Source organism: Pantoea sp. Z09 (assembly GCF_022394795.1).
Taxonomy (GTDB): domain Bacteria; phylum Pseudomonadota; class Gammaproteobacteria; order Enterobacterales; family Enterobacteriaceae; genus Pantoea; species Pantoea latae.
In genome coordinates this window covers 2474429-2494768 of the sequence record NZ_CP092373.1, presented here as the reverse complement: position 1 = coordinate 2494768, position 20340 = coordinate 2474429, and the positions used below count along the sequence as shown (strand labels likewise).

17 protein-coding genes are annotated in these 20340 nt (G+C 59.2%); 7 read left to right on the top strand and 10 right to left on the bottom strand.

The annotated features are described in order from the left end of the window. Positions 1–17: 17 nt before the first annotated feature. The 4 genes from MC269_RS11990 to pncB all read right to left on the bottom strand — a co-directional run bounded on the left by MC269_RS11990 (position 18) and on the right by pncB (position 5587). Positions 18–1208 (bottom strand): amino acid aminotransferase, encoded by a 1191-nt coding sequence (locus tag MC269_RS11990; protein ID WP_081135802.1) that lies wholly within the window; start codon positions 1206–1208, stop codon positions 18–20. 208 nt (positions 1209–1416) lie between these two features. After that, entirely contained in the window at positions 1417–2520 is a 1104-nt protein-coding gene (gene ompF, locus MC269_RS11985; RefSeq protein ID WP_305802663.1) for a porin OmpF, read from the bottom strand. A 301-nt stretch (positions 2521–2821) separates the two neighbouring features. Further along, a complete protein-coding gene (asnS, locus tag MC269_RS11980) occupies positions 2822–4222 on the bottom strand; it encodes an asparagine--tRNA ligase (protein WP_081135793.1) in 1401 nt (466 codons plus the stop codon). A gap of 159 nt (positions 4223–4381) precedes the next feature. Further along, a complete protein-coding gene (gene pncB, locus MC269_RS11975) occupies positions 4382–5587 on the bottom strand; it encodes a nicotinate phosphoribosyltransferase (RefSeq protein ID WP_239952542.1) in 1206 nt (401 codons plus the stop codon). A 241-nt stretch (positions 5588–5828) separates the two neighbouring features. Between pncB and pepN the strand changes: the two genes are divergently transcribed. Beyond that, entirely contained in the window at positions 5829–8444 is a 2616-nt protein-coding gene (gene pepN / locus MC269_RS11970) for an aminopeptidase N (RefSeq protein WP_081135784.1), read from the top strand. A gap of 86 nt (positions 8445–8530) precedes the next feature. Here pepN and ssuB read toward each other — a convergent pair whose 3' ends face one another. From ssuB to ssuE, 5 genes are read right to left on the bottom strand one after another with little or no spacing between them, the layout of a single operon-like run. Next, positions 8531–9319 (bottom strand): aliphatic sulfonates ABC transporter ATP-binding protein, encoded by a 789-nt coding sequence (ssuB, locus tag MC269_RS11965; RefSeq protein WP_239952541.1) that lies wholly within the window; start codon positions 9317–9319, stop codon positions 8531–8533. Beyond that, positions 9316–10107, bottom strand: a complete 792-nt coding sequence (gene ssuC, locus MC269_RS11960) for an aliphatic sulfonate ABC transporter permease SsuC (protein WP_239952540.1) — start codon at positions 10105–10107, stop codon at positions 9316–9318. Before ssuC ends, ssuB begins: the two co-directional genes overlap by 4 nt. Positions 10108–10117: 10 nt before the next feature. After that, positions 10118–11263, bottom strand: a complete 1146-nt coding sequence (gene ssuD, locus MC269_RS11955; RefSeq protein WP_081135773.1) for an FMNH2-dependent alkanesulfonate monooxygenase — start codon at positions 11261–11263, stop codon at positions 10118–10120. Positions 11264–11273: 10 nt separating this feature from the next. Continuing rightward, entirely contained in the window at positions 11274–12221 is a 948-nt protein-coding gene (locus tag MC269_RS11950; protein ID WP_081135769.1) for a sulfonate ABC transporter substrate-binding protein, read from the bottom strand. A gap of 15 nt (positions 12222–12236) precedes the next feature. After that, positions 12237–12788, bottom strand: a complete 552-nt coding sequence (gene ssuE / locus MC269_RS11945) for an NADPH-dependent FMN reductase (RefSeq protein WP_239952539.1) — start codon at positions 12786–12788, stop codon at positions 12237–12239. Positions 12789–13091: 303 nt separating this feature from the next. On the opposite strand from ssuE, the gene MC269_RS11940 reads away from it, so the two are divergent. From MC269_RS11940 to MC269_RS11915, 6 genes are all read left to right on the top strand, one after another. Further along, positions 13092–13238, top strand: a complete 147-nt coding sequence (locus MC269_RS11940) for a hypothetical protein (protein WP_239952538.1) — start codon at positions 13092–13094, stop codon at positions 13236–13238. Between the two features lie 322 nt (positions 13239–13560). After that, positions 13561–14541, top strand: a complete 981-nt coding sequence (locus tag MC269_RS11935) for a glycosyltransferase (protein ID WP_239952537.1) — start codon at positions 13561–13563, stop codon at positions 14539–14541. A 207-nt stretch (positions 14542–14748) separates the two neighbouring features. After that, a complete protein-coding gene (locus MC269_RS11930; protein WP_239952536.1) occupies positions 14749–16275 on the top strand; it encodes a lipopolysaccharide biosynthesis protein in 1527 nt (508 codons plus the stop codon). Then, complete coding sequence (locus tag MC269_RS11925) at positions 16272–17279, top strand: glycosyltransferase family A protein (protein ID WP_239952535.1); 1008 nt, start codon at positions 16272–16274, stop codon at positions 17277–17279. Before MC269_RS11930 ends, MC269_RS11925 begins: the two co-directional genes overlap by 4 nt. 120 nt (positions 17280–17399) lie before the next feature. Then, a complete protein-coding gene (gene pyrD / locus MC269_RS11920) occupies positions 17400–18410 on the top strand; it encodes a quinone-dependent dihydroorotate dehydrogenase (RefSeq protein WP_081135747.1) in 1011 nt (336 codons plus the stop codon). Between the two features lie 153 nt (positions 18411–18563). Then, a complete protein-coding gene (locus MC269_RS11915; RefSeq protein WP_081135743.1) occupies positions 18564–19106 on the top strand; it encodes a cell division protein ZapC in 543 nt (180 codons plus the stop codon). A 3-nt stretch (positions 19107–19109) separates the two neighbouring features. On the opposite strand, the gene MC269_RS11910 is transcribed toward MC269_RS11915, so the two are convergent. Further along, complete coding sequence (locus MC269_RS11910) at positions 19110–20219, bottom strand: YcbX family protein (RefSeq protein WP_239952534.1); 1110 nt, start codon at positions 20217–20219, stop codon at positions 19110–19112. Positions 20220–20340: the final 121 nt, after the last annotated feature.

Genomic DNA, 20340 nt, shown 5'->3' with positions numbered 1-20340 from the left:
GTTAGCTGTTGCCGCGCTTACAGCACTGCAACAATCGCCTCGCACAGCGCCGACATATTATCCGGCGTCATACCCGCGACGTTCACGCGACCTGAATTGACCGCATAGATGGCGAACTCGTCACGCAGGCGAACGACCTGATCTTTGGTCAGGCCGCTGAAAGAGAACATGCCGTTCTGCTGGATGATAAAGCTGAAATCGCGCGTGGCGCCTTTTTCCGCCAGGGTGTTCACAAACAGCTGACGCATGCGCTGAATGCGCTGGCGCATATCGGTCAGCTCCTGCTCCCAGATGGTGCGCAGCGCCTGATTGCTCAGGATGGTGGCGACCACCGCCGCGCCGTGCGCCGGCGGGTTAGAGTAGTTGGCGCGGATGGTGTATTTCACCTGGCTAAAGGCGGTTTCTGCGGTTGCCGCATCGGCGGCGACCAGCGTAATCGCGCCGACGCGCTCGTTGTATAAGCCAAAGTTTTTCGAGTAAGAGCTGGCAACGATCAGCTCCTGATGCGAGGCGGCGAAAATACGCAGGCCCTCTGCGTCTTCATCCAGACCGCGCGCAAAGCCCTGATAGGCGAAGTCGAACAGCGGCAGCCAGCCTTTGGCCTGGGAGAGCTGCGCCAGCTGCTGCCACTGCTCCGCCGTTGGATCGATGCCGGTAGGGTTGTGGCAGCAGCCGTGGAACAGCACCACGTCGCCCGCTTTGGCCTCCTGCAGCGCGGCCAGCATGCCGTCGAAATCGAGCTGGTGCTGCTCCGCGTCGTAGTAAGCGTATTCGCACACTTCCAGACCAGCGGCGTTAAAGACGTTTTTATGGTTCGGCCAGCTCGGGTTGCTTACCCAGACGCGCTTAACGGCTGTCTGGGTGGCAAGGAAATCCGCCGCCACGCGCAGCGCACCGGTGCCGCCTGGGGTCTGCGCGGTGCGCGCGCGGCCAGCGGCGATCAGCGGGCTCTCTGCGCCAAACAGCAGCGCCTGGGTGCAGCGCGCAAAATCAGCCAGACCATCAATGCTGAGGTAGTTTTTGGTGGTTTCGTTTTCCAGCAGATACTGCTCGGCTTTTTTTACGCTGGTCAGCACCGGCGTATTGCCGGTTTCATCTTTATAAACGCCGATGCCAAGGTTGATTTTGTGCGGGCGGTCGTCGGCGCGAAACAGATCGGCCAGCCCAAGAATAGGATCGGCGGGTGCCGCAGAGATAGATTCAAACATGAGTCGTGTCCAGTAGCGTGAACTTTAACGAAATGAGCCTTCAGGTTAACGTCAGCGCTATGCCTTGCCAACCGTTTAGGAAAAAAATCGTCGCTCGCTGCGGGTCATACAGCAGGCTGATGGCTGCGAACGGGAGCGCGCCGTGGCGCCGCAGATTTCAGGCATAAAAAAACGGAGCCGAAGCTCCGTTTTTTCTGCGACAGGTAACTTAGAACTGGTAAACCAGGCCTACTGCTACGGTGTCGTCGGTGTTCAGACCCAGGCGGTTGTTGTCATCCAGCTGGTTGATCTGATAGTCAACATAGGTCGACATGTTTTTGTTGAAGTAGTAGGTTGCGCCCACGTCGATGTATTTGACCAGGTCAGCATCGCCCACGCCTTCGATGTCTTTGCCTTTAGACTGCACGTAGGCGATAGACGGACGCAGACCGAAGTCGAACTGATACTGTGCAACCAGCTCGATGTTCTGCGCTTTGTTGGCGAACGCAGTGGTGTTGCCAGTAGTGGTGGTCAGAGTGAACGGCGTAGAGTTACGGGTTTCACCGTAGTAAGCCGCCAGGTAGACATTGTTGGCGTCATATTTAACCGCGGTGCCCCAGTTTTCAGCGCGTTTGCCCTGGCCTACTACGTTGCCGGTGCCGTCAGCCACGCCAGCTGCCTGGCTGTCGGTGCGGTCGCTGCTGCTGTATGCGCCTACAACACCCAGGCCGATCGGCGAGGTGTAGGAGGTTGACAGGCCCCAGCCGTCGCCGTTTGAACGACGAATTTCGTCACGGTCGTTTTTGCCCTGATACTGCGCCGCGAAGTCCCAGCCATCAACCAGGCCGAAGAAGTTTTTGTTGCGGTAGGTCAGCAGACCGGTGCTACGACCGTTCATGAAGTTGTCTGAGTAGCCAGAGTCGCCACCGAATTCTGGCAGCATATCGGTCCAGCCGATGGCGTCATAAACTACGCCGTAGTTACGACCGTAGTCGATTGAGCCAGCGTCGCCGAATTTCAGACCGGCGAAGCCCAGACGGGTGCGGTTGCCGTCCTGTGCGTCAGAGCCTTCAGAGTTGTTCGCCTGAACGTTGTATTCCCACTGGCCGTATCCGGTCAGCTGGTCGTTAATCTGAGTTTCACCCTTGAAGCCGAAGCGAACGTAAGTGTTGTCGCCATCGTTGCCGTCATTATCAGAAAAATAGTGCAGACCAACAGCTTTGCCGTACAGGTCCAGCTTGTTGCCGTCTTTATTATAAATTTCTGCTGCGTTTGCTGCGCCGGCAGCTAACAGAGCAGGGATAACCACTGCAAGAATGTTGCGCTTCATCATTATTTATTACCCTCATTGGAGTTTATTCGGACACCTGCCACTGCCGTCAAGAAACCGTTACGGAACCCTGAGAGAAGTTTGGTGTCTTCCTGTGTCTGCACGCATCTTTCCATCCCACAGCAGGATATGCCACACTGAAAATGCTACTAAACTCGTAATCTGGTTTCTAAAAGAAAATTTGTATTACAAGATGTAAATATTGGGGAACTTTGTGAGAGAACTCAAAATTTACAAAAATAAAAAAAGGCCGGCAGGGCCGACCTCTTTATATATATGAATTTCTTATAATTAATGGATGATTTTAGAAACTCGCGTTGCGTGGGGTGCGTGGGAAAGGGATAACGTCCCTTACATTTTGTACGCCGGTGACATAGGCGATTAAACGTTCAAAGCCTAAACCAAAGCCTGAATGGGGCACAGTGCCGTAGCGACGCAGATCGCGATACCACCAGTAATCTTCTTTGTTCAGACCCATCTCTTCCAGACGCGCGTCCAGCACGTCGAGACGCTCTTCACGCTGGGAGCCGCCGATAATTTCGCCGATGCCCGGCGCCAGCACGTCCATCGCCGCCACGGTTTTGTTGTCTTCGTTAAGGCGCATATAGAACGCCTTAATGTCTTTCGGGTAGTTTTTCACCACCACCGGCGCTTTAAAGTGCTGCTCGGCCAGGTAGCGCTCATGCTCGGAGGAGAGATCGATGCCCCAGGAGACCGGGTTTTCAAAGCTCTGACCGCAGTTTTCCAGAATGGTGATGGCGTCGGTGTAGTCGACCTGCGCAAAATCGGTGGAGATAAAGCGCTGCAGACGCTCGACCGCCTCTTTATCCACGCGCTCGGCAAAGAACGCCATATCGTCGGCGCGTTCGTCCAGCACCGCTTTAAACACATATTTCAGCATCGCTTCGGCGAGCGCGGCGGCGTCATCGAGCGTGGCGAAGGCGATTTCCGGCTCCAGCATCCAGAACTCCGCCAGGTGACGGCTGGTATTGGAGTTTTCCGCGCGGAAGGTCGGGCCGAAGGTGTAGATTTTCGACAGGGCGCAGGCATAAGTTTCGCCGTTCAGCTGGCCGGATACGGTCAGGAACGCCTCTTTGCCGAAAAAGTCTTCATTGAAATCAACCGCGCCCTGCGGCGTGCGCGGCAGGTTTTCCAGATCCAGCGTCGAGACGCGGAACATCTCGCCGGCGCCTTCGGTGTCCGAGGCGGTGATCAGCGGCGTCGAGACCCAGAAATAGCCGTTCTCGTGGAAGAAGCGATGCAGCGCCTGCGCCAGCGTGTGGCGCACGCGCGCCACGGCGCCGATCAGGTTGGTGCGCGGACGCAGGTGCGCCACTTCGCGCAGGTATTCGATGCTGTGACGCTTCGCCGCCATCGGATAGGTGTCGGGATCGTCCACCCAGCCGGTGACCTCCACGCGGGTCGCCTGAATCTCAAACGCCTGGCCCTGGCCCGGCGAAGCCACCACGGTGCCGGTAACAATCACCGAGCAGCCGGTGGTCAGGTGCAGAACCTCGTCCTGATAATTATTCAGAGAACTATTCACAACGGCCTGAACGGGATTAAAGCAGGAACCGTCATAAACGGCGACGAAGGAAAGACCGGCTTTTGAATCTCTTCGGGTACGCACCCAACCACGTACGGTGACTTCGCTGTCCACCGCGACGCGACCGTGCAGTACGTCCGCTACAGGCACTACGCTCATAAATATCTCTCTATATAGAAGAAGTGAGTTGACATAATTCCCCCGGAAAGGGGTGTTGCTATGTTACTTGCGAGTCGCAAGGAAACAAGCAAAATCCGGCGGGACGGCAGATTTATTACAGAGAGAGCGGGGCGCGTCAACGCCCCGATAACGCGAGGATTAGCTGGCTTTTTTCACCAGCGGCAAATCAAAGGCTTTGCGCAGGGCTCTGACGAAGGCCTGATCCTGACAGATGGTTTTGCCGGGGCTGTCGGAGAGTTTCGCCACCGGCTTGCCGTTGCACTCCACCAGTTTAATCACGATATTGAGCGGCGTGACGCCGGGAATATCGCAGGTCAGGCGCGTGCCGATGCCAAAAACCACGTTGGTGCGCTGGCCGAAGTGGCGATAGAGCGCCAGCGCCTTGTCCAGGTTGAGGTTGTCGGAGAACACCAGCGTTTTGCTGTGCGGATCGATGCCCAGTTTTTCATAGTGAGCGAGCGCCTTTTCTCCCCATTCGACCGGGTCGCCGGAGTCGTGGCGCAGCCCCTGATAGCGGCTGGCGAAATTGACGCCGAAGTCGCGCAGGAAGGCGTCCATCGCGATGCAGTCGGTGAGCGCAATGCCGAGCTGATCGTCATACTCGTCGAGCCACGCCTGCAGCGCCGCGCGCTGGCTGTTGGCCAGCACCGGACTGATCTGCTGAAACGCCTGAAACCATTCATGCGCCTGGGTGCCAACCGGGGTTAACGCCAGGCGGCGCGCCAGATCGTAGTTGCTGGTGCCGATCAGCCAGGGGAAATCCTGCTTCAGCGTCGAAACGATGGCGTGCTGCACCTCGCGCGAGAAACGGCGGCGGGTGCCGAAATCCATCAGGCGAAAGCGCGACATATCGATGTCGGCAACGTCGCGGCGAAAGGTTTCCAGCTTCTGCTGCAGATGGTCGACCGCCTGCTGCGCACCGACCTGCGGCGAGCGGTAGCGATGCACCACTTCGCTGATCAGCGCCAGCAGCGGCACCTCCCACAGGATCACCTCGCGCCACGGCCCGGTGATGCGGATAGCGAGATGGCCGTCGCGGTTGCGCACCTGCACTTGTTCGGGGTTATAACGAAAATCGCGCAGCCAGTTAAGGTAGTCGGACTGGAAGAAGGGCAGGCCAGAGAGATAGCTGTATTCGTCATCGGTCAGCGCCAGCGTCTGCATGGCATTGATGGCCTCGCGGATCTCATTCGCGTAGAGACCGAGCAGATCGTCGCCGCGGCAGCGAAACTCAGCCGCCACCGTAACGTCGTGATAACGGTGAAAAACGGCTTGCTGCATATGAAGCTTATAGGCGTCAGTATCCAGCAGGGAAGTCAGTATCGGGGAAGCATGTCCTGTCATGGTGCGTTTCAGCATCCTGTTCGGCGGCGCAGAGCCCGGTGTGTAAAAGTCATAAAGACGCAGGAGTATAAATCAGTAACTGCGACCGATCACAGCATATTTCAAGCCCGCAGGTCGAGGTTAAATCGTGCCGTTGTTAATGAATTGTAGCTATTTATGCCGCGACATGCATTGTGCATGGCAAGCTAAAGGCAACGCGCTTAGACTTTGGCGGTAAACCTATAACAATGCGAGACGGAATATGACGCAACAGCCCCACATCAAATATCGCCACGACTATCGTGCGCCGGATTACACCATCACCGATATCGATCTGACCTTTGCGCTCGACGCCGCCGCGACGCGCGTCACCGCCGTTAGCCAGGTGAAACGACTCGGCGATGCGCAGGCTGAGCTGCGTCTCGATGGCGAAGCGTTAACCCTGATCGCCCTGGAGGTGGATGGCTCGCCCTGGAGCCACTATCGCCAGGAAGCGGGCGCGCTGGTGCTGAGCCAGCTGCCGGCGCAGTTTGAGCTGAAGATCGTCAACGATATCCATCCTGATAAAAACACCGCGCTGGAAGGACTCTATCAGTCAGGCGAGGCGCTCTGCACCCAGTGTGAAGCCGAAGGCTTCCGTCATATTACCTGGTATCTCGATCGCCCGGACGTGCTGGCGCGCTTCACCACCACTATTATCGCCGACGAGGCGCGCTACCCCTATCTGCTCTCTAACGGCAACCGCATCGACGGCGGCAAAGCGGAGCAGGGCAAGCACTGGGTGAAATGGCAGGATCCCTTCCCAAAACCCTGCTACCTCTTTGCGCTGGTGGCGGGCGATTTCGACGTGCTGCGCGACAGCTTCAAAACCCGCTCCGGGCGCGACGTGGCGCTGGAGATCTTCGTCGACCGCGGCAATCTGGATCGCGCCGACTGGGCGATGACCTCGCTGAAAAACAGCATGAAGTGGGATGAAGAGCGCTTCGGCCTGGAGTACGACCTCGACATCTTTATGATCGTCGCCGTGGACTTCTTCAATATGGGCGCGATGGAGAATAAAGGCCTGAACGTCTTTAACTCCAAATACGTGCTGGCGAAGGCGGAGACCGCCACCGACAAAGACTACCTCGGCATTGAGGCGGTGATCGGCCACGAATATTTCCATAACTGGACCGGGAACCGCGTCACCTGCCGCGACTGGTTCCAGCTCAGCCTGAAAGAGGGGCTGACGGTGTTCCGCGATCAGGAGTTCAGCTCCGATCTCGGCTCGCGTGCGGTCAACCGCATCGACAACGTCCGCGTGATGCGCGGCGCGCAGTTTGCCGAAGATGCCAGCCCGATGGCGCACCCGATCCGCCCGGATCAGGTGATGGAGATGAATAACTTCTACACCCTGACCGTATATGAAAAGGGATCGGAAGTGATCCGCATGATGCATACGCTGCTCGGTGAAGAGAACTTCCAGAAAGGCATGCAGCTCTACTTTGAGCGCCACGACGGCAGCGCGGCGACCTGCGACGATTTCGTGCAGGCGATGGAAGACGCCTCCAGTGTCGATCTGTCGCAGTTCCGCCGCTGGTACAGCCAGAGCGGCACGCCGGTGCTGTCGGTGCGCGACGACTATAACCCCGAGCTGGAGCAGTACACGCTGCACGTCACCCAACACACGCCGCCGACCGCCGATCAGAAAGAGAAGCTGCCGCTGCATATTCCGCTCGATATCGAGCTTTATGACAACGAAGGCAAGGTGATCCCGCTGCAGCACAACGGGCATCCGGTGCATCATGTGCTGAACGTGACTGAGGAGTTCCAGACCTTTATTTTCGACAACGTCTATTTCCAGCCGGTGCCGTCGCTGCTGCGTGAATTCTCCGCGCCGGTGAAGCTCGACTATAAGTGGAGCGACGCTCAGCTCACCTTCCTGATGCGCCACGCGCGCAATGACTTTGCGCGCTGGGATGCGGCGCAGAGCCTGCTGGCGACCTATATCCGTCTTAACGTGGCGCGCCATCAGCAGGGCCAGCCGCTGTCGCTGCCGCTGCACGTTGCCGACGCCTTCCGCGCGGTGCTGCTGGACGACGGGCGCGATCCGGCGCTGACCGCGCTGATCCTGACGCTGCCGAGCGAGAACGAGATCGCCGAGCTGTTCGACGTAATCGATCCGCTGGCGATTTCCGTGGTGCGTGAGGCACTGGTGCGCACGCTGGCCACCGAGCTGGCGGATGAGTTCTTCGCCGTGTACAACGCGAATCAGCAAGGGGAATACCGTATCGAGCATGAGGCGATGGGGCAGCGCGCGCTGAAGAATATCTGTCTGAGCTATCTGGCGTTCGGCGAAACCGCGCTGGCGGATAAGCTGGTGCAGACGCAGTATCACCAGGCGAACAATATGACGGACGCGCTGGCGGCGCTGGCGGCGTCGGTGGCGGCGCAGCTGCCGTGTCGCGGCGCGTTGCTGGCGCACTACGACGAGCGCTGGCATCGTGATGGACTGGTGATGGATAAGTGGCTGATGCTGCAGGCGACCAGCCCGTCGCCTGACGCCCTGCAAAAGGTGCGCGAGCTGCTGCATCACCGCTCGTTCACCATGAGCAACCCCAACCGCATCCGCGCACTGATTGGCGCTTTCGTTTCTGGCAACCCGGCGGCGTTCCACGCCAAAGACGGCAGCGGCTATCAGTTCCTGGTGGAGATGCTGACCGATCTCAACACCCGCAATCCGCAGGTGGCGGCGCGCATGATTGAGCCGCTGATCCGCCTGAAGCGCTACGACGCCGACCGTCAGGCGCTGATGCGTCAGGCGCTGGAGACGCTGCAGGGGCTGGATAAGCTGTCGGGCGATCTCTATGAGAAGATCACCCGCGCGCTGAACGCTTAAACGGCAAAGGCGGGTAAACCCCGCCTTTTTGTTAGCCTGGGGTGCTGACCCTGTTATCCGCGTATTATGCCAGGGTGCCGCTTGCCTTAGCGCTGCTGGGCGTAGCGCACCGGCTGCTCGCTTTCGCTGCGGCGCATCACGCGGTCCAGCACCTCCGCCTCCAGCTCCGCCAGCCGGGCCGAGCCGCGCCGCCGCGGACGCGGCAGGTCGACCATTAAATCCAGCCCAATCTGCCCCTCTTCAATTAGCAGCACCCGATCCGCCATCGCCACGGCTTCGCTGACGTCGTGCGTCACCAGCAGCACGGTAAAGTGATGCTGCTGCCATAGCGACTCGATTAAGCCCTGCATCTCGATACGCGTCAGCGCATCCAGCGCGCCAAGCGGCTCGTCGAGCAGCAGCAGGCCTGGACGGTGGATCAGCGCGCGCGCCAGCGCCACGCGCTGCTTTTGACCGCCGGAAAGCGCGGCGGGCCATTCGCTGGCGCGCTCCGCCAGCCCGACCGCCTCCAGCGCCTCGAGCGCCGCGCTGCGCCATGCGCGTCCCTTCAGACCGAGACCGACGTTGTCGATCACCCGCTTCCACGGCAGCAGACGCGCGTCCTGAAACATCAGGCGCGTATCGTCGCGCGCCGTCTGCAGCGGCGCGTTGCCCGCCAGCAGTTCGCCCTGCGTGGTCTGCTCCAGACCCGCCAGCAGACGCAGCAGCGTACTCTTGCCGCAGCCGCTGCGGCCGACCACCGCCACGAACTGGCCGGAAGGAATATGCAGATCGATATTATTCAGGATGGTGCGGCTGCCGTACTGCTTGCTGACGCCGTTGACGCCGACCGGCGTGCCGGCATTCAGCCGCGCCGGAGAGAGTGAAGTGCTCATGCGTTCTCCTCCTTCAGTTGCCAGGCCGGATGCCAGCGCAGCCAGACGCGCTCCAGCAGCAGCGCGGCGACGTCCGCCAGCTTGCCGAGCAGGGCGTAAAGAATAATGGCGACCACCACCACGTCGGTTTGCAGAAACTCACGCGCGTTCATCGCCAGATAGCCGATGCCCGAGTTGGCGGAAATGGTTTCGGCGACAATTAGCGTTAGCCACATCAGGCCGAGCGCGAAACGCACGCCGACCATAATCGAGGGCAGGGCGCCAGGCAAAATCACCTGAATAAACAGGCTCCAGCCGGAGAGACCATAGCTGCGCGCCATCTCCACCAGACCGCGATCGATATTGCGAATGCCGTGATAGGTATTGAGATAGATGGGAAACAGCGTGCCGAGCGCCACCAGAAAAATCTTCGCCGCTTCGTCAATGCCGAACCAGAGAATGACCAGCGGGATCAGCGCCAGATGCGGCACGTTGCGCAGCATCTGCACCGAGGTATCCAGCAGCCGTTCGCCCAGCCGCGAGGTGCCGGTGATCAGCCCCAGAATCAGCCCGATAGAGCCGCCGATGCTAAAGCCGATCAGCGCGCGCCAGCCGCTGATGGCAAGGTGCTGCCACAGCTCGCCGCTTGCCGCCAGATGCCAGAAGGTGATTACGATATTTTCCGGCGACGGCAGAATGCGCGTCGACAGCAGCCCGGTCTGGGAGGCGATCTGCCAGACCACCACCAGCAGCGCCGGGAAAACCCAGGGCACCAGCTGGTTGGCAATGCGTTTAGAGGTTTTCGCCATCTCTTTTTCCTCAGCTCTGCGACACTTTCTGCGGACGGAAATCGTTGGCGACGGTTTCGCCGAACGCCTGCACGTCGCGCGGTTGCGGGATAGACGGCACGTTGAGATCCAGATGCGGGAACAGCAGTTCGCCAACGCGATACGCCTCTTCCAGATGCGGATAGCCGGAGAGAATAAAGGTTTCGATGCCGAGATCGGCATACTCCTGCATGCGTGCGGCCACCGTCGGACCGTCGCCAACCAGCGCGGTGCCTGCGCCGCCGCGCACCAGACCGACGCCCGCCCACAGGTTAGGGCTAATCTCCAGCTGGTCGCGGCGTCCACTGTGCAGCGCCGCCATGCGCTGCTGGCCCACCGAGTCGGTGCGGGCGAACGCCGCCTGCGCTTTGGCGATGGTGGCGTCGTCGAGATGGGCGATCAGCCGATCGGCGGCGCGCCAGGCTTCCTCATTGGTTTCGCGCACGATCACGTGCAGGCGAATGCCGAAACGCACCTTGCGTCCCTGCGCTTCCGCCTTTGCGCGTACCTGATCGATCTTCTCTTTCACCAGCGCCGGCGGCTCGCCCCAGGTGAGATAAACGTCGACCTGCTCAGCGGCCAGCTCCTGCGCTGGCTCGGAAGAGCCGCCGAACCAGAGCGGCGGTCGCGGCTGCTGCACCGGATCGAACAGCAGACGCGCGCCGCGCACCTTAACGTGCTTGCCGTCGTAGTCGACCGTTTCCCCTTCCAGCACGCGCCGCCAGACGCGGGTAAATTCCGCTGACTCCACATAGCGCTCATGGTGATCGAGGAACACGCCGTCGCCCGCCAGCTCTTCCGGATCGCCGCCGGTCACCAGGTTGAACAGCGCGCGACCGTTGGAAAGACGATCCAGCGTTGCCGCCTGACGTGCCGCCTGAGTTGGCGAAATGACGCCAGGGCGCAGCGCCACCAGAAAGCGCAGGCGCTGCGTCACCGGGATCAGCGAGGCGGCGACCAGCCAGGCGTCTTCGCAGGAGCGGCCGGTCGGGATCAGCACGCCGCCGAAGCCCAGCCGGTCAGCGGCCTGCGCAATCTGCTGCAGATAGCCGTGGTCGACCGGACGCGCCCCTTCCGAGGTGCCGAGATAGTGTCCGTCGCCGTGCGTCGGGAGAAACCAGAATACGGATAAGCTCATTATTCACTCCTTACTGAAGAGGGGCGCTGGGATGCCAGATGCGATCGGCGATCGTCAGTTTCACCGGCACCAGATGACTGGCGTAAAACAGGTCGGCGGTATGCTGCTGCGCCGCTGCGGTTTGCGCGCTGACCGGCGTAATGCGGGTCGGCGGACGATGATCGAGGTAGCTGGCGAGCACCGGCTTCGGCAGGCCCATCGCGGCGGCGAGCAGTTCAATGCTCTGCTCGCGCTGGCTGAGCGTCAGCGCGTCCGCCTGGCTAAAGGTGTCCAGCACCTGCTGAACGAAGGCGCCGTTGCGCTCGGCGAACGAACGCGTCGCCAGATAGAAAGAGCCGGTCAGGTTAAGCTGGCTGCCGTCGGCCAGCACGCGCACGTTGCCCTGCTGCTGCGCGGCGGAGTAGTAGGGATCCCAGATCGCCCAGGCGTCCACGTCACCCTGCTGGAAAGCGGCGCGCGCGTCGGCAGGCGTCAGATAAACCGGCTGAATGTCCTTAAAGCTCAGCCCTTCGCGCTGCAGGGCGCGCAGCAGCAGGTTGTGCGAGCTGGAGCCTTTCTGAAACGCCACCTTTTTCCCTTTCAGATCGGCGACGCTGTGCAGCGCGCTGTTCTTCGCCACCAGGATCACCTCGGATTTCGGTTTAGGCGGCTCTGAGCCGACATAGAGCAGATCGGCGCCCGCCGCCTGGGCGAACAGCGGCGGAATGTCGCCGGTGCTGCCCAGGTCGATGCTGTCGACGTTTAACGCCTCCAGCATCTGCGGGCCGGCGGGAAACTCAATCCACTTGATAGTGGTATGAGGAAAACGCTGCTCCAGCAGCCGATGCGATTTCGCCAGCACCATGCTGACGGAGCCTTTCTGGTAGCCGATGCGGATCTGCGCGGGGGCGTCCGCCGCCAGGGTCTGCAGGCTGACAACGGCAAGGGCGGCGAGAAGCCAGCCGATCATCCTTTTCATCTCGGTTGCTTCCTTTTATACAGCCTGAGCCAGGGGTTTGTGATGGCGGGTCAGCGCCAGCCAGAACGCCTCAACCGCTTCATCCAGTCGGCGCGCCAGCGCCGGCTGTAGCTCCGGTTGACGATCGTACTGGGTAATCTGGTGATCTTCGGCGAATACGCCGTGCAGGATCTCCTGCGCCTTAAGGGCGTTCAGCACCGGCTTCAGGGCGTAGTCGACCGCGAGCATATGGGCGACGCTGCCGCCGCTGGCAAGCGGCAGGACCACTTTGTGCTCCAGCGCGCGTTCCGGCAGCAAATCGAGCAGCGTTTTCAGCGCGCCGGAAAAAGAGGCTTTATAGACCGGCGTCGCGACGATGACGCCTTCGGCGGCGAGCAGATCCTCGCGTAACGCCAGCAGCGCGGGGGCATCAAAACGCGCGTTGATAAGGTCGTCCGGCTGAAAGTTCTGAATATTCCACGGGATAACTTCAACGCCGCGCGCTTCCAGCGCGTGCTGGCAGAGGATCAGCAGCGAGGTCGAACGTGACGGGAAACGCGGGCTGCCCGCTAGCGTAATAACTCGCATCGTTACTCCTTATAACTGAAAGTTATTGATTAGCTATTGTTGAGAACTGATGCAGACATCCTGACAGAGCGATGAGGAGGGCTTAAATGATTTATCTGGCAATGGAAAGGCAAAATCCGCAAAAAGCACAGCATAGCTAATGAAAGCCGTGGCAGGCGCAGCGGCGGCAGAGTTACGAATAATCTTAAAAGGCGGGGTTAGATCCAGGGGGATAGTTTATAACGGCTAAATGAATAGCAGTGAAAGTATCGGGGAGGTTAAGCAGAAAAGAAAACGTCCTGGCGTGAAGGAAAAGAGGGAAATATGAATCCAGTTATTTTGACGCCGCGTTTAAGATTCGGGCGATTTACATCGGCAAAAGCCGCAGCCGATGGCCATCGCACTGCCTGTTTATCAGAATATCGCTATCTGCTGGCGCATTATTTGCGCGTCACAATCGCGATAAGATGATAATAACGTCATCACTGTGCAACGTTTTATGACGGTTGTTACCGTTAGCCGCGAGGCAATGCGCGCGGCAGAGGTTAATCCGCGTTAACTAATAGCGTCGCTTTTCATCAGATACTTTACTCAGAGTGATACGTTAAGCGCGCAGGGTCTGACTGAATAAATCACTGGCCCTGTTAATAGAAAAAATCTTCTGCTTATACTAATCCACCATGGAGAGGTTGGTTGTTTAAGCTTCGTTATTTTTTAGCGCATTGCTTTAACACAATTTTAAAAATTGTGTAACGCTCATGCCTTTTCTTCTAATTGACCCAGAGAAAGATGTATGGCAAAGACGCTATTATCAGTCATTATTCCCACTTATAACGTGGAAAACTATATTGTCGAATGTGTCGACTCCTTGTTGCGTCAGATTGACGCGCCGAATGAAATCATCATCGTCAACGACAGTTCTACCGACGGAACCCTGGCGCTGGTGCAGCAGCAATATGGCCATCTGCCACAGGTGCGTATTATCACCACCCCCAACGGCGGCGCGGGCAAAGCGCGCGACACCGGCATTGAGGCGGCGCAGGGCGAGTTTCTCTTTTTCTGCGATCCCGACGACATCGTGCCCGACGGCTTTTTCGCCGAGCTGCAGCAGGTGACTGACGCGCATCCCGAGGTTGATCTCTTCTGCTTCAGTTCGCAGATGTTCGAAGATGGCCAGCAGAGCGTTACCCGGCCCAAAGTACGTCATGAGCAGTTCGGCCTGCATTCGCCGCAGGAGGTGCTGGCGCGCCTGCTGAATAACGGCTCCTATACCTCCGCCGCCTGGAACTACGCGGTGAAAAAAAGCATCATCACTCAGCATCAGCTGCGCTTTGTCGACCGCGTGCATGAAGATCATAAATTTACGCTGTCGGTATTTGTTCACGCGCGCCACGCCTGGGTTAGCCAGCAGGTTTACTATCGCCAGCGCGTGCGCAGCGGCTCGTTAACCAATAGCCGCAAAAACGACGACTATTTTCTCCAGCGCTACAACGCCTTTATGCAGACCTACGGCATACTCAAGCATAATTTAGATCGGTCGCCGCTGAAAAGCGCGCTGGAAAAAGCCTATTTAATGCACTCTTTCCGCCTGATGATTTATTTGTCGCTCTATAACGGCACGCCGGTGCCAGAATATGTGATTAATGCGATTCGCTTTATGGGCGGCCAGTTCAAGCCCGCCAACGCGAAAGAGTGGCTGCTTATTAATCGCCCGCGCGTTTTTATCCTGCTGCAAAAATATAAAGTTACAAAAGAGCTAAAAAAGGCCGCCTGACCTTTTTACGCATTCTGGCTCGCCTGCCAGCCTGACGGACTCGCTCGCGGATAAAGCGTCGACGCCGGTCGACTTATCCGCGAAATGTCAGATTAAATCTGGCGCGCAGCGCCAGAGATAAATTTAAGACTATGTCTGGTAGGCAGGTCAGAGGATGTATGCCACGCTTGTGACCTCCGAGAAAATTGCCCAGATACAATCATACATATGTCAATAAAACGTAACGCGATCGCCAATTATGTCGGTCAGATTTACCTGACGCTGTCAGGCATTCTGGTCGTACCGCTTTATATTCAACATTTAGGGATGGAAGCTTACGGGCTGGTAGGATTTTTCTCGATTCTGTTAACCTGGCTTCAGCTGCTCGACGCCGGCGTATCCACCACGCTGATGCGCGAAGCGGCGCGCTACCGCGCCAACCAGGCGGAGTTTATCTGGTTCCCGGCGCTCTTTTCCGCCCTGTCGAAGTTCTTCCTGATCTCCACGCTGATTCTGGTGGTGATTGGCTGGCTGGCGACCCCGTGGATTGCCCATAACTGGCTGGACGCGCGCCATCTGCCTTCGGCGGATGTCACCCTTGCCGTCGCCATTATGGTGATCACGGCGGCGATCCGCTGGCGCACCAGCCCCTATCGCAGCGTGATTGTCGGCTTTGAGCATCAGGTGTGGCTCAACGGCGTCAACCTGGTCATCGTGACGCTACGCACCTTTGGCGCGGTGCTGGTGATCCAGCTCTTTTCCAATCCGGTGCTGAGCTTCTTTATCTGGCAGCTGGCGGTGTCGATTGCCGAGGCGGTCTGTTTGATTGCCAAATCTTACCAGCTGGTGCCCGCCGCCGCGCGTAAACAGAAGCACGAGAATTTAAAGACGGTCTTAAAGCCCTTTATTCGCTTCGCCCTGAGCGCCGCCTTTGCCAGCGCCATCTGGACCTTTATCTCGCAAATCGACCGTCTGGTGCTGTCGAAAACGCTGCCGCTGAGCGCCTACGGCTCCTTTACCGTGGTCGCCACCGCCGCGACCGGCATTATTCTGCTCAGCAGTCCGATTATGCAGGCGATCGTGCCGCGCATGACCGGCATCAAAACGCGCAAAGAGGGCGACGCCGAGTCTCTGACGCTCTATCGCTACACCACGCAGGCGGTGGCGATCTTTATGGCGCCGCTCAGCATCACCATCGCCATGTTCGCCACGCCGCTGCTGTGGGCCTGGACGCAGAACGCGCAGGTGGTCACCGATATGTCTTTCGTGCTGAGCCTCTATGCGCTCGGCAGCGGGGTGCAGGCAATTTGCGGTCTGCTGTACCATCTGCAGTACGTTAACGGCAACCTCAAGCTGCACCTGAAAGGCTTCTCCTGTTTCGCCGTGATCCTGGTGCCGCTGAATATCTGGGCGGCGATCCACTATGGCGCGCAGGGCACCGGCTGGCTCTGGCTGGGGCAGAACGTCTTCTATCTGGCGGGCTGGGCGTGGCTGGTGCACCGCCGCTTTGCGCCGGGCATCCACTTTACCTGGCTGACGCGCGACGTGCTGCTGATCTGGGCGGTGGCGGCGCTGATCGCCTGGCTCTGCAGCTTCCTGCCTATTGAGTGGAACCAGAACCGCTGGCTTAACCTGCTGTGGCTGGGGCTGATTGGCCTGGTGAACCTCGCGGTGTGCTGCATGCTGCACAGCCTGGTGATCAAACGTCTGCTGCCCGCGCGCAACAGAGGCTTTAACGTTGAGGAAAGAGAATGAGCACAAGGAACCCTGACAGCCGCGCCGCGACGATTACCGTTATCGTGCCTAACTGGAACTGCGCGCCCTGGCTGCCGGAGGCGATCGACTCGCTGCTGGGACAGTCCTCTCCGCCGGAGCAGGTGATCGTCATTGACGACGGCTCGACCGACGACAGCGTCGCCTTACTGGAGGCGCTGGCCGCCCGCCATCCGCAGCTGACGCTGCTGCGCGGCGAACGCGGCGGCGTCAGCGCGGCGCGCACCAAAGGGCTGGAGATTGCCCACGGCGACTTTATCTACTTTATGGACGCCGACGATTTCGTCGAAAAAGATCTCTTCGCCGACTTCCGCCGCACCCTGGCGCAGCATCCCGAGATGGAGATGTTCTGCTTCGGCGCGCGCATGTTTACCGATAAGCCGGTCGCCGAGCGTCAGTATGACCTGTTCCATCAGCGCCACGTCGACGCCGTCCTGCCCGGCGGCGCTGAGACGCTGCGCAGCATGATCCCGCACAGTTCGGCCCATCGCACGCTGTGGAGCAGCATCCTCTCACGCGATCTGATCGCACGCACCGGCGTGCAGTTTCTGCCGATCCAGAACCACGAAGATGCGCCCTATATGTTCGCGCTCTATATGTCGGCGCGGCAGATCGGCTTTACCCGCAAGAGCTACTACAACAAGCGCTTTATGCCTACCTCGCTGTCGCAGAGCAAGGCGACCTTCTCCTGGGTAGAGAACTACTATATTGCGCGACGCAGCAGCGAAAGCTTCCTGCGCGAGCAGGGCCTGCCGCCGGAAGAGAAGCTGCTGGATATCTACTATCAGCCGGTGATGTATGGCTGCCTGATTGAGATCCGCAAAAACAATATCGCAGTGCCCGCCGACTGGCATCCCACCATCGATCAGCTGGTGCGCAAGGTGACGGGCGAAAGCAAGCGTCTCAAACTGCTCTGGTACTATCCGACGCTCTACAGCGGCCTACAGGCGTGCCGCCGTCTGGCGCGCTATGCCAGCAAGCGCTGATCGCGATCAATAATCTCGTCCCGTCAATAATTTACTTTTGCGCCAGAGGCCTTTACCATTCTGGCGCACATTTTCCTGTGCACCCTGACAATTCATCGCTTCCGATCTCCAGGAGAGTGCATGCTTTATCCAATCGTCCGACCCGCTTTGTTTAAGCTCGATCCCGAGCGCGCCCACGAACTCACTTTTCAGCAGCTGCGTTTTATCAGCGGCACGCCGCTGGAGGCGCTGATCCGTCAGCGACTGCCTTCTCGTCCGGTCACCTGCATGGGGTTACGCTTTGACAACGCGCTGGGGCTGGCGGCCGGACTGGATAAGAATGCAGAGTGCATCGACGCCTTCGGCGCCATGGGCTTCGGCTTTGTCGAGGTCGGCACCGTCACGCCGCGCGCCCAGGCGGGCAACGACAAGCCGCGCATGTTCCGGCTGGTGGAGGCGGAGGGCATTATCAACCGCATGGGCTTCAACAATCTCGGCGTCGACCACCTGGTGGAGAATGTCAAAAAGGCGCGCTTCAACGGCGTTCTCGGCATTAATATCGGCAAGAATAAAGACACGGCGGTGGAAAACGGCAAAGAGGATTACCTGATCTGCATGGAAAAGGTGTACGCCCACGCCGGTTATATCGCGATAAATATCTCCTCGCCCAATACGCCGGGCCTGCGCTCGCTGCAATATGGCGAGGCGCTGGACGATCTTCTGGCGTCGATTAAAGCGAAACAGAAAGCGCTGGAGCAGCAGCATCTGAAATATGTTCCGGTGGCGGTAAAAATTGCGCCCGATCTTTCTGAAGAAGAATTAATACAAATTGCCGACAGTTTAGTGCGTCATAATATCGATGGCGTGATCGCCACCAACACCACGCTGGATCGCTCGCTGGTCAACGGCCTGAAATATGGCACCGAAAGCGGCGGCCTGAGCGGTCGTCCGGTGCAGTCGCGCAGCACGGCGGTGATCAAGCGGCTGGCGCAGGAGCTAGACGGCGCGCTGCCGATAATCGGCGTCGGCGGCATCGATTCATTAACCGCGGCGCGGGAAAAAATGGCTGCAGGCGCCTCGCTGGTGCAGATTTACTCCGGCTTTATTTATAAAGGGCCGGGATTAATAAAAGATATCGTGACCCATCTCTAAGACATTTCTAATAAAACGACGCCGGGGGGTTTATTTCTGACTTCGGCTCGTTTATATTTTTTCCCTGTTGTGCGTATTTTCAGCTTTTTACCCATAAACAGGGCTTCGCTGAGTCTGTGCAGAGAAACGCGGCGGTTAATGACGAGGCAAATTATGAAAATCAAACCTGACGATAACTGGCGCTGGTATTTTGACGCCGACCATGACCGCATGATGCTCGATCTGGCTGACGGTATGCTTTTCCGCTCTCGTTTTCCCCGCAAAATGTTGACGCCCGACGCTTTCAGCCAGAGCGGCTTCAGCGTTGACGACGCCGCGCTCTACTACACCTTCGAAGAACGCTGCCGGCAGTGTGCGCTAAGCGTCAATCAGCGCGCCGAGCTGACGCTCAATGCGCTGGTGGCCAGCCGCTTTCTCAAGCCGCTGATGCCGAAAAGCTGGCACTTCACCGCCTGGACCTGCGTGCTGCAGCCTGAGGCGGGGGATATGGTCGAGGTGACGCTGGCGGAGAACGGCGAGCAGGCGCGACTGCTGGCGGTCGAGAGCGGCGGCAACGCCACGCTCTGCCTGCTGGCCCAGCCTTCGCTGACGCTGGCGGGCAAACAGATGGTGCTGGGCGACGCCATTAAAATCATGAACGACCGCCTGGTGCCGCACCACGCCGACAGCGCACCGCGCTTCGCCTACGCGGTCTGACGGTTACGCCAGTTCGATATCCCCGGCCGGAATACAGCTGCAGCTCAAAATCGTGCCGTCTTCGCGAATGGCACTCTTCTTCAGCGGCCTGACGTCGCCTGACACCAGCGTCACTTTACAGCTGCCGCACAACCCCGCGCGGCAGGAGTAGGGGATCTTAAACCCCTGCATCTCCAGCTGCTCCAGCAGCACCTGCTGGTTGTCGCCCTGAAACTGCTGCCCCTGATACGCAATCGCCACCGTCGCCGCCGTTTGCTGCTGCGGCTTGAGGGTCTCCACCACCGCGCCGGGCCCATAGGCGCGCGGCGTATGGCGCGCCAGCACCTGCACCTCATCGCCGACGCGCACGATGCCGCTGCTGCGGGCAATAAGATTCAGGCCAAAGTCGATATCGCCGCTGCCATCCTGCGCGCTGCGGAACCTCTGCAGCGTGCTGAGCGGCTCGCCGTCGGGATGTTTGCGGCCGCTTTCGGTGCCGACGGTGGTAAAGACGCAGCGGCTGCACGGCTTCGGCACGTCAAATATCACGCCGCCGATCTGCACTGTCGCCCAGCTGTCCTCATCCCAGGCGGGCGCGCCGCTGACGATCAGGTTGGCGCGAAACTGCTCGGCGCGAACGCTGGCCGGGCAGCGCTGCTGCAGATCCTGCAGCGAGGCGTTATTGATCAGCAGAAAAGGGTAGCCGTCGGCGAACCCCAGCGGCACGGCGGTAAAGCGTTTCACCCGACGTGACGGCTGCGGGCCGACCCAGCGCAGCTGCACCGGGCGGGGGAAAAAGGTGCTCAGCCAGCGATTAACGGCGTCGGGTGCGATACGCGCGGTGAAGTGGTTGCCCCACACTTCGGTCGGCTGCTCCTGCGCGGCGAAATCGCAGAAGCGGATCATCGCCTGGCTGCCGTCGGGCGCCTGCAGAAACAGGCCATCAGTCAGCAGCGCCGGGGTAAAGCGCACCATCTCTGGATACTGACGCGCGGTAATAAAGGTGCCGTCCAGCTCCGTCACCATAAATATGCGGTCGAATGCCAGCCCGCTCTCCAGCACCTGCGCGTGAGAGAGGTGCAAACCGCGCATCGATTTGACCGGATGGATAAACAGACGGGACAGCGTAAGCATAAGAATCTCCAGAGAAACGGGCGGGCGCGACAAAAGAAGCTAACTTTATGATAGCTGGCGTCAGGACGCTATCCCCATGTGATCGATCGGGTTGCTGCGACAGGCGCGCGGCTTTCCAACA